Annotated in this window: 9 protein-coding genes; 5 read left to right on the top strand and 4 right to left on the bottom strand. The window is 64.5% G+C overall.

From position 1 onward, the window contains the following. Nucleotides 1-94: 94 nt before the first annotated feature. The 3 genes from E7813_RS12950 to E7813_RS12960 all read right to left on the bottom strand — a co-directional run bounded on the left by E7813_RS12950 (nucleotide 95) and on the right by E7813_RS12960 (nucleotide 5,279). Entirely contained in the window at nucleotides 95-886 is a 792-nt protein-coding gene (locus E7813_RS12950) for a TIGR02186 family protein (RefSeq protein WP_291574457.1), read from the bottom strand. Then, nucleotides 883-1,809 (bottom strand): sulfite exporter TauE/SafE family protein, encoded by a 927-nt coding sequence (locus tag E7813_RS12955; RefSeq protein WP_291574459.1) that lies wholly within the window; start codon nucleotides 1,807-1,809, stop codon nucleotides 883-885. Before E7813_RS12955 ends, E7813_RS12950 begins: the two co-directional genes overlap by 4 nt. A gap of 209 nt (nucleotides 1,810-2,018) precedes the next feature. Next, nucleotides 2,019-5,279: a hypothetical protein gene (locus E7813_RS12960; protein ID WP_291574461.1), complete on the bottom strand. Its 3,261-nt coding sequence runs from the start codon at nucleotides 5,277-5,279 to the stop codon at nucleotides 2,019-2,021. Between the two features lie 377 nt (nucleotides 5,280-5,656). On the opposite strand from E7813_RS12960, the gene E7813_RS12965 reads away from it, so the two are divergent. The 3 genes from E7813_RS12965 to E7813_RS12975 all read left to right on the top strand — a co-directional run bounded on the left by E7813_RS12965 (nucleotide 5,657) and on the right by E7813_RS12975 (nucleotide 10,949). Then, nucleotides 5,657-7,447, top strand: a complete 1,791-nt coding sequence (locus E7813_RS12965) for an acyl-CoA dehydrogenase C-terminal domain-containing protein (RefSeq protein ID WP_291574463.1) — start codon at nucleotides 5,657-5,659, stop codon at nucleotides 7,445-7,447. Nucleotides 7,448-7,511: 64 nt separating this feature from the next. Then, on the top strand, nucleotides 7,512-8,720 hold the full coding sequence (locus tag E7813_RS12970; RefSeq protein ID WP_291574465.1) for an acetyl-CoA C-acetyltransferase: 1,209 nt from the start codon (nucleotides 7,512-7,514) through the stop codon (nucleotides 8,718-8,720). Nucleotides 8,721-8,732: 12 nt separating this feature from the next. Then, the gene (locus tag E7813_RS12975) at nucleotides 8,733-10,949 is read left to right on the top strand and encodes a 3-hydroxyacyl-CoA dehydrogenase NAD-binding domain-containing protein (protein WP_291574468.1); all 2,217 of its coding nucleotides are present in this window, start codon (nucleotides 8,733-8,735) and stop codon (nucleotides 10,947-10,949) included. Nucleotides 10,950-11,061: 112 nt separating this feature from the next. Here the strand turns inward: E7813_RS12975 and gstA are convergent, their stop codons facing one another. Further along, nucleotides 11,062-11,676: a glutathione transferase GstA gene (gene gstA, locus E7813_RS12980; RefSeq protein ID WP_291574470.1), complete on the bottom strand. Its 615-nt coding sequence runs from the start codon at nucleotides 11,674-11,676 to the stop codon at nucleotides 11,062-11,064. Between the two features lie 129 nt (nucleotides 11,677-11,805). Here gstA and E7813_RS12985 point away from each other — a divergent pair, with 129 nt between their 5' ends. Both E7813_RS12985 and E7813_RS12990 read left to right on the top strand, forming a co-directional pair. Further along, nucleotides 11,806-12,294 (top strand): MarR family winged helix-turn-helix transcriptional regulator, encoded by a 489-nt coding sequence (locus E7813_RS12985; RefSeq protein ID WP_291574472.1) that lies wholly within the window; start codon nucleotides 11,806-11,808, stop codon nucleotides 12,292-12,294. 96 nt (nucleotides 12,295-12,390) lie between these two features. After that, nucleotides 12,391-13,761, top strand: coding sequence for a glutamate--cysteine ligase (locus E7813_RS12990; RefSeq protein WP_291574474.1), 1,371 nt, complete (start codon nucleotides 12,391-12,393; stop codon nucleotides 13,759-13,761). The last annotated feature ends 74 nt before the right edge of the window (nucleotides 13,762-13,835 follow it).

Below are 13,835 nucleotides of genomic sequence, written 5' to 3' on the forward strand. Positions count from 1 at the left end.
TCCGGGGAGGGGGACTATCCACGAGTCCGCTTGTTGAACGAGCCCCTCACCCCGACCCTCTCCCCGCAAGGGCGGAGCGAGGGAGGCGACCGCATCAATCCTTGCGGAACACGATCGACGCCATCCATCCGGACATCATCGCCATGAAGACCGTGACCAATCCATAGACAAAGCCGTTCTGGCGGGCGTTGGTGGCGACGAACTGCTCGAAGCCGACCTTGACGATCTCGAATGCGGTCTCGGTGCGTGTCACCAGTACGCCATCGGAAAACAGCTTGATCTCGACGTCGTAGGTTCCGATCGGCACCTCGCCCGGCAACGGAATGCCGGTGCGAAACAAGGTCGGCGTCAGGAACGTCACCGCGGACGTCGCCTCGCGATAAAGGCCGTGCTCGGAGCGCAGCCGCACAAAGGCGCTGCGGAACGCATCGTTCGGCACCACGTCGGCATAATCGGGTCCGACGCGCTGGGTCAGCTGCACATTGTTGAGACCGAGTTGCTGGCGCCGCTGCACCTCCGGCGAAGCGATTTCGTCGAATGGCCGGTTGGAAAACAGCGCCAGATAGGTCGGCACCTGGAGGAATTGCCGGTAGTCGGTGTTGACCCAGATGCCGAACCTGCGTTCCTTGCGGCGCGTCACCATGTCGGCGTGCGGGCCGCTCACGGTCACCGCGAGATCGTAACTAGTGCGGCTGGCCGGCGTGGTCGCGTCCTTTTCGACCGAGCCGAACAGCACCAGTTCCTCGCCGGAATAGTTCGGCGTCACGGTTACGCGGTGGTTGGAGACCGACACGATCAGCCGCTCGGCGCGCGCAGGCGGCGTGGCGAAGACCGCGCCCAGCAGCAGCGCCAGCCCAACCGCCGTGAATGGCGCGCGCGCGATCATCCGGCGCCTCCGGTTTCCCGTATCGTGAAGAGATCGTCGGGGCGGATCACGAGTTCAATCGCAAAACGGATTCCGACCGCGAGAATCAGCAGGCCGAGCAGCAATCGCAGATGTTCGCCGCGGATCTTCTGGCCGGCGCGGGCGCCGAACTGGGCGCCGGTGACGCCGCCGACCATCAGGATCAGCGCCAGCACCGCATCGACCAGATGATTGGTGGCCGCGTGCAGCATGGTGGCGAACAGCATGGTGATCAGCGTCAGCACCATCGAGGTGCCGATCACGGTCGAGGTCGGCACCCGCAGCAAATAGATCATGATCGGGACCAGGATAAAACCGCCGCCGATGCCCATCACCGCGCCGATGAAGCCGATGATCACGCCGACGATAACGACCGGGATCACCGACAGGTAGATCTTGGATCGTTTGAAGCGCATCTTTAGCGGCAGTCCATGGATCCAGCCGTGGCTGCCCGAGCGGCGCATCGGTACCGCCACGCCGCGCCGCACCCGCATGATCGCGCGCAGCCCCTCCCAGAACATCAATCCGCCGACCGTGGTCAGCAGGACAACGTAGGACAGTGCAATCAACAGATCGAGCTGGCCGAGCGAGCGCAGCAGCGTGAAGGTCCACACGCCGAGCGTGGTGCCGACGACGCCTCCGCTCAACAGCACCAGCGCCAGTGCCGGATCGATCGCGCGCCGCCGCCAGTACGACAGCGCACCGGAAAACGACGAGGCCGCGATATGGCTGGCGACGGAGGCGACCGCGACCGCCGGCGCGATGCCGACAAAGATCAACAGCGGCGTCATCAGGAATCCGCCGCCGATGCCGAACATGCCGGATACGAAACCCACGGCCGCGCCCATCGCCAGGATGAGGAAAATATTGACCGGGATGTCGGCGATCGGGAGGTAAATTTGCACGCGCGCTTTGCTTTAAGATTTAGCCTTGAGGCTGGCCGAAACCGCTCATGGCATGGTGGTTTTGGACGCGGAATACGCGCGAACGCGGATCAACCGCTTGCGTCCCTGCATAACCGAAATCGCCGCCGGGAGGGACTAAAGAATCCGCGGACGGGCGGTTTTTCTCGCGCCGCCTGCCGCGCAATTTCCGATGTGGTGAATAATCAGGATTAACGGGCGGCGCGCTTGGTCAAAGCCGGTTTCGCCGCGGGCTTTGCCGTGGTGGCCTGCACCGGCGCGGTGTCCCATCCGCCGGCCGGGCTCGCGACGTTGATGGCGTCGTCGGGCTGCGGTTCCGGGGTGAAGGTCTGGATCGCGAGCTTTGCCGCCGCCAGCGACTGGGCGTCGAGCCGCTTGGCGATATCGTCGCGTTTGCGGATCGAGTCGGCGTCGCCCTGGGCTGCGGCGAGGCTGAACCATTTGAAGGATTCGGCGAGGTTCTGTTCGACGCCGATACCGCGGGCATAGAGGATACCGAGATTGAACTGGCTGTCGGCGACGCCGCGGTCGGCGGCCTTGCGGAACCACTGCGCCGCGCTCTTGTAGTTGGCGCCCTTGCCGCCGCCGTCGGCGTCAAGCACGGCCAGATTGTGCATCGCCTTGGCGTTGCCGCGCTCGGCGGCCTGGATGTAGTAGCGCCGCGCGATGTCGACGTCCTTTTTCACGCTCAAGCCCTTTTCGTAGAGGGTCCCGAGCCGGAAGATCGCCGGCACCACGCCGGCTTGCGCCGCGCGGTCATACCATTTCGCGGCTTCGTCGAAATTCGCTGTGACGCCTTTGCCCTCGGCAAAACGCAGGCCGATCTCAAAGGCGGCGGTGGGATCGCCCTTGAGCGCGGCCGCGCGCAGCACCGGTCCGCCGATCGCATCCGGCAATCTCTCGGTTGGCGGGATCTGCACCTGGGCAAGCTTGTGGTTGCCGGGCACTGTGGGCGCCGCCGGAATGGCGCCGGTAATGTCGCTGGCGGATATTGGCGATCCCGTGAGCGCCGCTGCGGCCTGCGGGATCGCCACCGACGCGGTGCTGTCGGGGATGTTCGGGACGGAACGATTGAGCGATTGCCGGCCGATCGGTGCCGGCGGGTTCATCGACGGCGCGGCGGGCGCCGGTGCGGCGGGTTTGGCGCCGTCATCGGCGGGCGCTTGAGCCGGTGGCTCGCTCGAATTCTCCATCGCAGGCATCGGCGGCGGATTGCCGCCGTCGAGCAGCGTCATCGCCATCTTGAAGGTGCCGAGCACGATCACCACCACGCTCGCGCCGACCAGCAGCGAGCGAATCTTGGTGGTGATCGTCGAGGGTTCCTTGGCGTTGGCGGCATCCTTGAGCGGGCGTGCAACCTTTTCGCCGACCGGCGCGGCCGCGGCGGCCTTGGCGGCACGGCGCGCGGCGGCAATGAAGCTGGAGGTGTTGTCGAGTTCGCGCGCGGTTGCCGGAATTTCGCTGATCGCGTTTTCGGAAGCCGCAATGCGCTCGGATGGCGAAGCCGCGCGGCCGGACGGCCGCGTCCCCGGCTCAAGCGGGTGGTCGGGCGGCAGATCGGGCTCGATCACCTCGCGCGACGGGGTATGCGGCACCAGAATCTCGCTGATCGCCATCGGCGGCGCGGCGGCGGCCGGCGCGGGAGCGGTCGGGGTTTGCGCGACGTGAAACTCGCGCGGTGCGGCCGCAAAATACTGTTCGGCTGCGGCCGGATTCGGCAATTCGGGCTTCGGCTGCGGCGGCATCGCAAAGCGCGGCGCGGCGGCTTGCGGCGGAGCGGGTTGCGAGGCCGGCGCGGAACGCGCGTTGTGCAGATCGCCTTCGATCGTCGCCAGACGGTCGACCACATGGCCGAGGGTATTTTGGACGGTTTCGAGCGAATCCTGGGTGCGGCGATCGATTTCCGACTGGCTGAAGCGGATATCGGACAATTCGCGCTTGACGATATCGACCAGGCCGCTGTCGGTCGGTGCCGCTTCGCTGCGGCCGTTGCCGGCCAGCGCGGCGAGGCTGGCATGCTGGGTTTCGAGATGACGCAGAATGTCCTGCAGTCCGTCCTCGACCCGCCCGAGATTGCCGCCGCGGCTATCGCTGGCGGCTTCGAGGCGCTCGAGCAGATAAGACACCCGCTGTTCAAGATGCGCAAACGCCGAGGCGCTGTCGTTGCCGACCGGCATGCGGTCGATGCGATCGGCCAGGGCCCGCAGCGTGCCCTCGTATTGTTCGGTGTTCTGGCTGACCGCCGGCTGCTCGCGGCTTTCCAGCGTCGAGGTCAGCGCGGCAATGCGCTGTTCGAGCATCGCGAGCGAATTGCCCTGGCCTTCGGAGCGGGAAAGCAGATCGACCTTGGACGACAGCGTGTGGAGGTCGTCGCTGAGCCGGGCCAGCGCGTCGTTGGAGGCGACATTGGAAACGATGGAGCGAAGTGCGGCGATCGCGCCTTCGAGCTGGTGCACCGTGGCGGGATCGTTGCTGTTGCGCAGGATCAGGTCGAGTTTGCCGCCGAGACTGCGGATCGCCTCGTCGTAGCCGGTCAATTGCTCCGCCGGGGTCAGCGAGCGCAGCGCTTCGCGAATCTCACTTAGGGCGCGTTCGATGCCGCTCAGGGCCTGGCTGTCGATGCCGCTCTGCCGGGTGTCGTCGATACGGCGGGACAGCGAGCGGATTTCGTTCTCGATCGATTCGATCGCCCGGCGCGGCATCGCCTCGGTGATGGCGTGACGAATCTCCGACAGTTCGCCGCGGAATGCGGCGATCGATTGCTCGATTCCGTCGGGACGCTGCAGCGCTTCGATCTGGCTGGTGATCTTGAACAAATGGCGTTCGAGCGTGGAAAAATCCGGGCCCGCCGGCATTGCGGGCGCCATCGGCTGGGTGGCGCGCGGAGGCATCGGCCGCGGGGCGGTGTAGTCAAGTTCGCTCTGGCGCGCAGCGACTTCTGCGATCGCGAAGTCCAGCGACCCCGGATTGAGCGGCGGCGAAGGGCGATAGACCTGGGCGGCGGCGCGCTCGACCTGATCGGTCTTGCGCTGCGCGCTCTGAAGCTGGGCTTGCCTTGCCGGAGCGGGGTTCGAGATCTGCGACAGCCGCGCATCGAGGCGCGAGATGGCGTCGTTCAATTGCCGGGCGACACCGGGCTCGCTGCGCGGCGTATCCTGGCGAGATGTGTCTTGGCGAGATGTGTCCTGGCGAGGCGCCGGGCGCGAAATCTGCTCGATCTGGCGGGTGATCGAATCCAGCCGCTGGTGGATGTCGGCGACGTCCCGGCTTTCCTGGCTCGGCGGCATCGGCCGTTGATTCGGGTCGGCGCGGAAGCTGGGAGGGGCGGATTCGCCGATGGTGGCATTGAGCCAGTCGCTGAGCGACATGCCGGCGCGTCGCGCGGCAGCCTCGGCCCTTTCGCGGACGGATGGATCGATGCCCTCAACACTCCACGGCACGCGCGAATTCATGTTTTCGTCCGGTTCCGACCCCGGCGCTCCACCTGCGCCATCAGCCGCCCCGCGCGTCCCTTGAGACGAGTCAATCGAATTCCGCGCGGGTCGTCTGCCTCGGGGACCGACTTTTTCGTGTTACGGTAAACAACGGGTTAAGGAATTGGACGGCCGGCCCTGAAAGTTGCCTTGAAGCTGGCTCGAAGCTGTCCCGAGGTTGTCCTGGCGGCGAGATCGGCCGGGTCGGGCCGGCTTCGGGCGCTGGCCCGGTCAAGTTGTCGCGATGGCTGCCGCCGCCTGCCGCTTTTGTCTAAGGTCTTTTGGAACTAGCCGATTGCTGCACTGCAAAATCTCCCCTAAACGAAGCGCCGCCAGCTACCCCTGCGAGGATTGCCATGCCGAGCTACAAAGCCCCCCTGGAAGATGTCAGTTTCCTGCTCAACGACGTCTTTCAGATCGACCGCTACGACAATCTTCCCGGGTTCAGCGATGCCTCCGCCGACGTGCGGGAGGCGATCTTGAATGAAGCAGCCAAACTCGCCGAACAGGTGCTGCAGCCGCTCAACCGCGTCGGCGATCTCGAAGGCTGTACCCACAACAGTGACGGCTCCGTGACCACCCCGAAGGGCTTCAAGGAAGCCTTCAAACAGGTGGCCGAAGGTGGCTGGCTCGGCCTGTCGGCGCCGGCGGAATATGGCGGGCAGGGCCTGCCGGTGACGCTGTCTCAGGCGGTCGGCGAATTCCAGATCTCGGCCAATATGGCGTTTTCGATGTATAGCGGCCTGACCATGGGCGCGACCGCCGCCCTGATGGTGCACGGCAAGCCCGAGCAGAAGGCGATGTTCGTGCCGAAGATGGTGGCCGGACAATGGACCGGCACCATGAATCTCACCGAGCCGCAATGCGGCACCGATCTGGGGCTGCTGCGCACCAAGGCCGCCAAGCAGGCCGACGGCAGCTACAAGATCACCGGCACCAAGATTTTCATCTCCGCCGGCGAGCATGATCTGGCTGAAAACATCATCCATCTGGTGCTGGCGCGAATCGAGGGCGCCCCCAGCGGCATCAAGGGCGTCTCGCTGTTCGTGGTGCCGAAGGTCCTGGTCAATGCCGACGGATCGCTCGGCGCGCGCAACGGCGTGTCCTGCGGGTCGATCGAACACAAGATGGGCATTCACGGCAATTCCACCTGCGTGATGAACTACGACGGCGCTACCGGCTGGCTGATCGGCGAGGAAAACCGGGGCATGCAGGGCATGTTCGTGATGATGAACGAGGCGCGGCTTGGCGTTGCGGTGCAGGGGCTGGCGCAATCCGAGGTCGCCTATCAGAACGCCGCCGCTTACGCCCGCGACCGTCTGCAAGGCCGAGCGCTGTCGGGGCCGCAGGCGCCGGACAAGCCGGCCGATCCGATCATCGTGCACCCCGACGTGCGCCGTACGCTGCTGACGATTCGCGCCTTCAACGAGGCGGCGCGCGCGATGGTGGTGTGGACTTCGCTGAAAAGCGATGTCGCGCATCGCTCCAGCGACCCCAAGGATCGCCAGGAAGCCGACGATCACATGGGGCTGATGACGCCGGTGCTGAAAGGCGTCCTCACCGATGTCGGGTTTTCCAATGCGGTGCTGGCGCAGCAGATGTTCGGCGGCCACGGCTATATCGCCGAGAACGGCATGGAGCAGTTCGTGCGCGATGCACGCATCGCGATGATCTACGAGGGCGCCAACAGCATTCAGGCGCTCGACCTGGTCGGACGCAAATTGCCGCGCGACGGCGGCCGCGCCGTGATGGCGTTCTTCGGCGAGGTCGCGGGTTTTGCCAAGGATCACGGCGCCGATGAAGCGATGAAGCCCTATGTCGCGCCGCTCAGCACCGCCCTCGGCCATTTGCAGCAGGCCACCACCTGGCTGATGCAGAACGCGATGATGAAGCCCGACAACGCCGGCGCGGGTGCTACCGATTACATGCAGCTGTTCGGCCTCGTGACCTTCGCCTACATGTGGGCGAAGATGGCGAAAGTAGCCCAGGACAAGATTGCAAGCACCGGCGCCACACCCTATCTGACCACCAAGCTGGTGACCGGAAAATTCTTCATGGAGCGGATGCTGCCGGAAACGACGCTGCATCTGGCGCGCATCCAGACCGGAAGCGCGACCACCATGGAGTTGCCCGCGGAAGCTTTCTGATTGTCTTTCGAACTCGCGGCGGATCCCGGCGCGAAACCAATTTCACCGATCGAGGGGGGACCCCATGCCCGAGGCATATATCTACGATCACGTGCGCACGCCGCGCGGCCGCGGCAAGACCGACGGCGCGCTGCATGAGGTGACCGCGCTGGCGCTGGCGACGGCGCCGTTGAAGGCGCTGAAGGAGCGCAACAACCTCAAGCCCGGCACCATCGACGACGTGGTCCTGGGTTGCGTCGATCCGGTCGGCGAGGCCGGTGGCGATATCGCGCGGATGGCGGCGCTGAGTGCGGGCTACGGCAACGATGTGCCGGGCATCCAGATCAACCGCTTCTGCGCCTCGGGCCTCGATGCGGTGAACTTCGCGGCGGCGCAAGTGATGTCGGGCCAGCACAAGATGACCATCGGCGGCGGCGCCGAATCGATGAGTCGCGTCGGCATCGGGGCTTCGGGCGGCGCCTGGCCGATGGATCCGTCGATCGCGGTGCCGGCCTATTTCATGCCGCAGGGCGTGTCGGCCGACCTGATCGCCACCAAGTACGGGTTTTCGCGCGACGATGTCGACGCCTATGCGGTGCAGAGCCAGCAGCGCGCGGCCAAAGCCTGGGACGAGGGCCGCTTCAAGAATTCGGTGGTCCCGGTCAAGGACGTCAACGGGCTCACCATCCTGGCCAGGGACGAGCACATGCGGCCCACCACGACGATGCAGTCGCTCGGCCAGTTGCAGCCGTCGTTTGCGACCATCGGACAGATGGGCGGTTTCGACGCGGTGGCGATCCAGTCGCACCCCGAGATCGAGCGCATCAACTACGTGCACCACGCCGGCAATTCCTCCGGCATCGTCGATGGCGCCGCCGCGGTGCTGGTCGGCAACAAGGAGGCGGGTGCTGCGGCCGGCCTGAAGCCACGTGCGAAGATTCGCGCCTTCGCCAATATCGGTTCGGAGCCGGCGATGATGCTGACCGGGCCGGTCGACGTGACCAGGAAAGTGCTGGAGCGCTCCGGCATGAAACTGTCGGACATCGACCTGTTTGAATTGAACGAGGCCTTCGCCTCGGTGGTGCTGCGCTACATCCAGGCTTTCGACATCGACAACGCCAAGATCAACGTCAACGGCGGCGCCATCGCGCTCGGTCATCCGCTCGGTGCCACCGGTGCGATGATTCTCGGCACCGTGCTCGATGAACTCGAGCGCAGCAACAAATCGACCGCGCTGGTCACGCTGTGCATCGGCGGCGGCATGGGCACTGCGACCATCATCGAGCGGGTTTAGGGAGCGACGACAATGGCCTTCAAGAATTTCAAGCTCGAGACCGACGCCGACGGCATTGCGCTGGTGACATGGGACACACCGGGCCGTTCGATGAACGTGCTGGACGAGACCTCGATCAACGAACTCGAGGAGATCGTGAAGCAGACCTCCGCCGACGGCGCGGTAAAGGGCGTCGTCATCACCTCGGGCAAGGAAGCCCTGTGCGCCGGCGCCGATCTGTCGATGCTCGAAGGCATGAGCCGGCAATATGCCGAGATGCTGAAAACCAAGGGCGATGTCGCCGCCAACCAGATGCTGTTCGACCAGAGTCGGCGATTCTCGCAGGTGTTTCGCGGCATCGAGACCTCGGGCAAGCCGTGGGCCGCCGCGATCAACGGGCTGGCGCTCGGTGGCGGCTTCGAACTGACGCTGTCGTGCCATTACCGCGTCGCCGCCGACAATCCCAAGACCCGTCTTGGATTGCCCGAAGTCAAGGTCGGGCTGTTTCCCGGCGCCGGGGGCACCCAGCGCGTGCCACGCATCGTGCCGCCGCAGGATGCGATGCAGTTGCTGCTCAAGGGCGAGGCGATCAATCTGGCCAAGGCCTTGTCGCTCAAGCTGATCGACGCCGTCGTGCCGGCTGCCGATCTCATCAAGTCGGCCAAAGACTGGATCAAGGGCGGCGGCAAGGCGGTCGCGCCCTGGGATGACAAGGCGTTCAAGCTGCCGGGCGGGCCGGTCTATTCCAAGGCCGGCATGATGATGTTTCCGGCGGGCAACGCGATCTTCCGCCGCGAGACCTACGACAATTATCCGGCCGCGCGCGCCATCATGCAGTGCGTCTACGAAGGATTGCAGTTGCCGATCGACGCCGCATTGCGGGTCGAATCGCGCTACTTCACCCAGGTCCTGCGCAGCAAGGAAGCCGCCGCGATGATCCGCAGCTTGTTCCTGTCGATGCAGGAATTGAACAAGGGCGCGCGGCGGCCGCAAAACGTGCCGCCGACCAAGGTCAGGAAGCTGGCGATTATCGGCGCCGGCTTCATGGGCGCCAGCGTCGGCTACGTTTCGGCGCGCGCCGGCATCGACGTGGTGCTGATCGACCGCGACCAGGAGAGCGCCGACAAGGGCAACGGTCACGCCAAATCCGTGTTCGACGATTTGATCGCCAAGGGCCGGGCCAGGGAAAGCGACCGCGATACCGTCCTGTCGCGCATCAGCGCCACCGCCGACTACAGCGTGTTGAAGGATTGCGATCTCGTCATCGAGGCGGTGTTCGAGGACCGCAAGGTGAAAGCGGAAACCTATGCCAAGGCGCAGCCGCTGTTGAAGCCCGATGCGATCTTTGCCTCCAACACCTCGACCCTGCCGATCAACTCCTTGGCGGAAGAATTCAAGGACCAAAGCAGGTTCATCGGCATCCATTTCTTCTCGCCGGTCGAGAAGATGATGCTGGTCGAAATCATCGTCGGCAAGAACACCGGCGATGTCGCACTCGCCACCGCGCTCGACTACGTGCGCGTGATCGGCAAGACCCCGATCGTGGTCAATGACTCAAGGGGCTTCTTCGCCAATCGCTGCGTGTTGCGGTTTACCGCCGAAGGCCTCGAAATGCTGATGGAGGGCGTGCCGCCGGCGATGATCGAGAACACCGCCAAGATGGCGGGCATGCCGGTCGGGCCGCTGTCGCTGTCGGACGAAGTGGCGCTCGACCTGGTGCTCAAGATCATGAAGGCGACCGAGGCCGATCTCGGCGCCAACGCCATCGACCAGAGCCAGAAGAAGCTCCTGGTCGAGATGGTCGAGAAGCAGGGCCGCTTCGGCCGCAAGAACGGCAAGGGCTTTTACGATTATCCCGAGAAAGGCAAGGGCCAGAAGAGCCTGTGGCCGGCGCTGGCCGGGCTGCAGCCGAAGCATCTCGATCCGGATACCCTCGACATCGAGGAAATGAAGCAGCGCTTCCTGGTGGTGCAGGCGGTGGAAGCCGCGCGTACCGTGGAGGATCACGTCATCACCGATCCGCGCGAGGCCGACGTCGGCTCGATCCTCGGTTTTGGCTTCGCGCCGTTCACCGGCGGCACGCTGTCCTATATCGATTTCATGGGCACCAAGAATTTCGTCGAGCTTTGCCGCAAGCTGGAAGCCAAATACGGCTCGCGCTTCACGCCGCCGAAGCTCCTGATCGACATGGCCGCCAAGGGAGAGACCTTCTACGGCCGCTTCCCGCCGAAGAAGCTGGCGGCGGCGTAAGAAACCACTCTCTCTTTGCGTCATGCCCGGCACAAGGCCGGGCATGACGATAAATTGAAAAGGGCCGGATCGTCGATCCGGCCCTTTGCTTTATCGCGTCATTCGTAGCAACTCACGCCGCCTTTATCAGGCCTTCCTTGACCAGCGCTTCCCTGACCTTCGGGCGCGCGGCGACGCGGGCCTGGTAGGCGAGCAGGGTCGGTAGTGCCGACATATCGAATTTCATCCGCTCGGCCCAGGACAGCATCGTGAACAGATAGCCGTCGGCGACGGTGAACTGCTTGCCCATCAGATAGTTGCGGCCGGCCAGCTGGCCGTCGAGATATTTGAACTTGCCCATCGCCCGATCCTTGAAGAAGGCCTTGGCATCATCCGACAGCACCGGGCTGAACATCGGGCCAATGTTCTTGTGCAATTCGCTGTTTATGTAGGTGAGCCACTCCTGCAGCTTGTAGCGCTCGGCGCTGTCGCGGGCCGGCGCAAGGTGCTTGTCGGCAGCCTTGTCGGCGATCATCTGCACGATGACCGGCCCTTCGGTCACCAACTCGCCGCTGTCGAGGGCGAGTGCGGGCACCTGGCCCTTGGGATTTACTTTCAGGAAGTCGTCGCCGTTTTCCAGCTTCTTGGCTCGCAGGTCGACCTTGACCAGGTCGTAGGGCAAACCGGCTTCCAGCAGCGCGATGTGGGGGGAAAGCGAACAGGCTCCGGGCGAATAATACAGTTTCATCGGAATTTTCCTTCCTGTGAATTATTGGCGATGGGCGGCCGGATGACTAAATGCATCTGCATGCAATAGTCAAGATTGATGCAGGTGCATTTAGTGAGCTACACTGCTGCCTGACATATGGACTCTGCCATGAAACGCAAACCATCGACCGAGGTCACCGCCGCCTGGATCCGCCTGATGCGGCTGCAGAGCCGGGTGCTTGACGCCGTCGAGCAGGACTTGAAAAAGGCCGGCTTTCCGCCGCTCGCCTGGTATGACGCGCTGCTGGAACTGTCGCGCGCGCCGTCCGGCGAAATGCGTCCGGTCGAACTGGAAAAGCAGATGCTGATTCCGCAATATTCGACCTCGCGCCTAATCGACCGGCTGGTGGACGAAGGGCTGGCGGCGCGCCGCGAGTGCAAGATCGACAAGCGGGGCCAGTTCGTCGAGATCACCGAAACCGGACGCGAACTGCAGAAGAAGATGTGGAGCGCGTATTCCGCGGCGATCGAAAAGCATGTCGGCTCGAAACTGTCCGATGCGGATGCGTTGAAGCTTTGCGGCCTGCTCGACCGGCTGGGCTGCTCCTGCGACGAGGTCCAGGCGCCCGCCATGGCGGACGGCGCGTCCGCGCGATGAACCCGTTGTCCCCTTCAGCGTCTTCGGGCCGGTCGGTCCGCGGACATCCCCGACACCGCGCGCGTTCGGTCGAAGCGCTCTTGATCCGGAACTAGTATGGCGCGTGACCAGATCGATATGACGCCGCTGCAGTCGCGCGACGAATTGGTGGCGTGGCTCGAAGCGGGCGTGAAACCAAGGTCCGAATTCCGGATCGGGACCGAACACGAGAAGACGCCGTTCACGCTGCAAGACCATCATCCCGTGCCTTACCAGGGTGCGCGCGGCATCGGCGCGCTGCTGGAAGGCATGAAGCTCCTGCTCGGCTGGGAGCCGATCATGGAGCGCGGCAGTATCATCGGCCTTTATGACGTCACCGGCGGCGGCGCGATCTCGCTGGAGCCCGGCGGCCAGTTCGAACTGTCCGGTGCGCCGGTGGAAACCGTGCATCAAACCCAATCTGAACTGATGGCGCATCTGGCGCAGGTGCGCGAGATCGCGACTCCCTTAGGAATCGGTTTTCTCGGGCTCGGCATGACGCCGTCGTGGTCGCGGGCGCAGATTCCGATGATGCCCAAGGGCCGCTACCAGATCATGACCAACTACATGCCGAAGGTCGGCCGCTACGGCCTCGACATGATGTACCGGACCTGCACGGTGCAGACCAACCTCGACTTCTCGTCGGAAGCCGACATGGTCAAGAAGCTGCGGGTATCGGTGGCGCTGCAGCCGGTGGCCACCGCTTTGTTCGCCAATTCGCCGTTCACCGAAGGCAAGCCCAACGGCTTCCTGTCATTTCGCTCCGAGATCTGGCGCGACACCGACAACGCCCGCGCGGGGATGATCCCCTGGGCGTTCGAGGACGGCATGGGGTTCGAGCGCTGGGTCGATTACGCGCTCGACGTTCCCATGTACTTCGTCAAGCGCGGCGATCAATATATCGACGTCGCCGGATCGTCGTTCCGGGCTTTCTTCGAGGGCCGGAACAACTCGCTTCCCGGCCAGCGCCCGACGCTGTCGGACTGGGCCAACCACCTCTCGACGATTTTCCCCGAGGTGCGGCTGAAGCGCTATCTGGAAATGCGCGGCGCCGACGGCGTGCCGTGGGGACGGCTGCCGGCGCTGCCGGCGTTCTGGGTCGGATTGCTCTACGACGACGCCAGCCTGGACGCCGCCTGGGACATCGCCAGGCACTGGAGCGCGCACGAGCGTCAGGCGTTGCGCGACGACGTGCCGCGCCTGGGCTTCAAGGCCAGGATCAAGGACCGCTATTTGTTTGAAATCGCCAAGGAGTGCGTGGCGCTGGCGCATTCGGGCCTGAGGCGGCGCGCCCGCGTCGATCATGCCGGCCGTGACGAGAGCCGTCATCTTGAACCGCTGGAGCGGATTATCGACACCGGGCGCGTGCCCGCCGAGGAGATGCTGGAGAAATTCCACGGCCCGTGGCACGGCTCGGTGGAACCGGCCTATGATGAATATGCATTTTAGATCAATCTGTTGCAGGTCCTTGCCGGCGGGGCTTTTGCCGGCCGGATCTTGCGCCGTTCATCCGCCGTACAGGT

Source organism: Bradyrhizobium sp., from assembly GCF_004799405.1.
GTDB lineage: Bacteria > Pseudomonadota > Alphaproteobacteria > Rhizobiales > Xanthobacteraceae > Bradyrhizobium.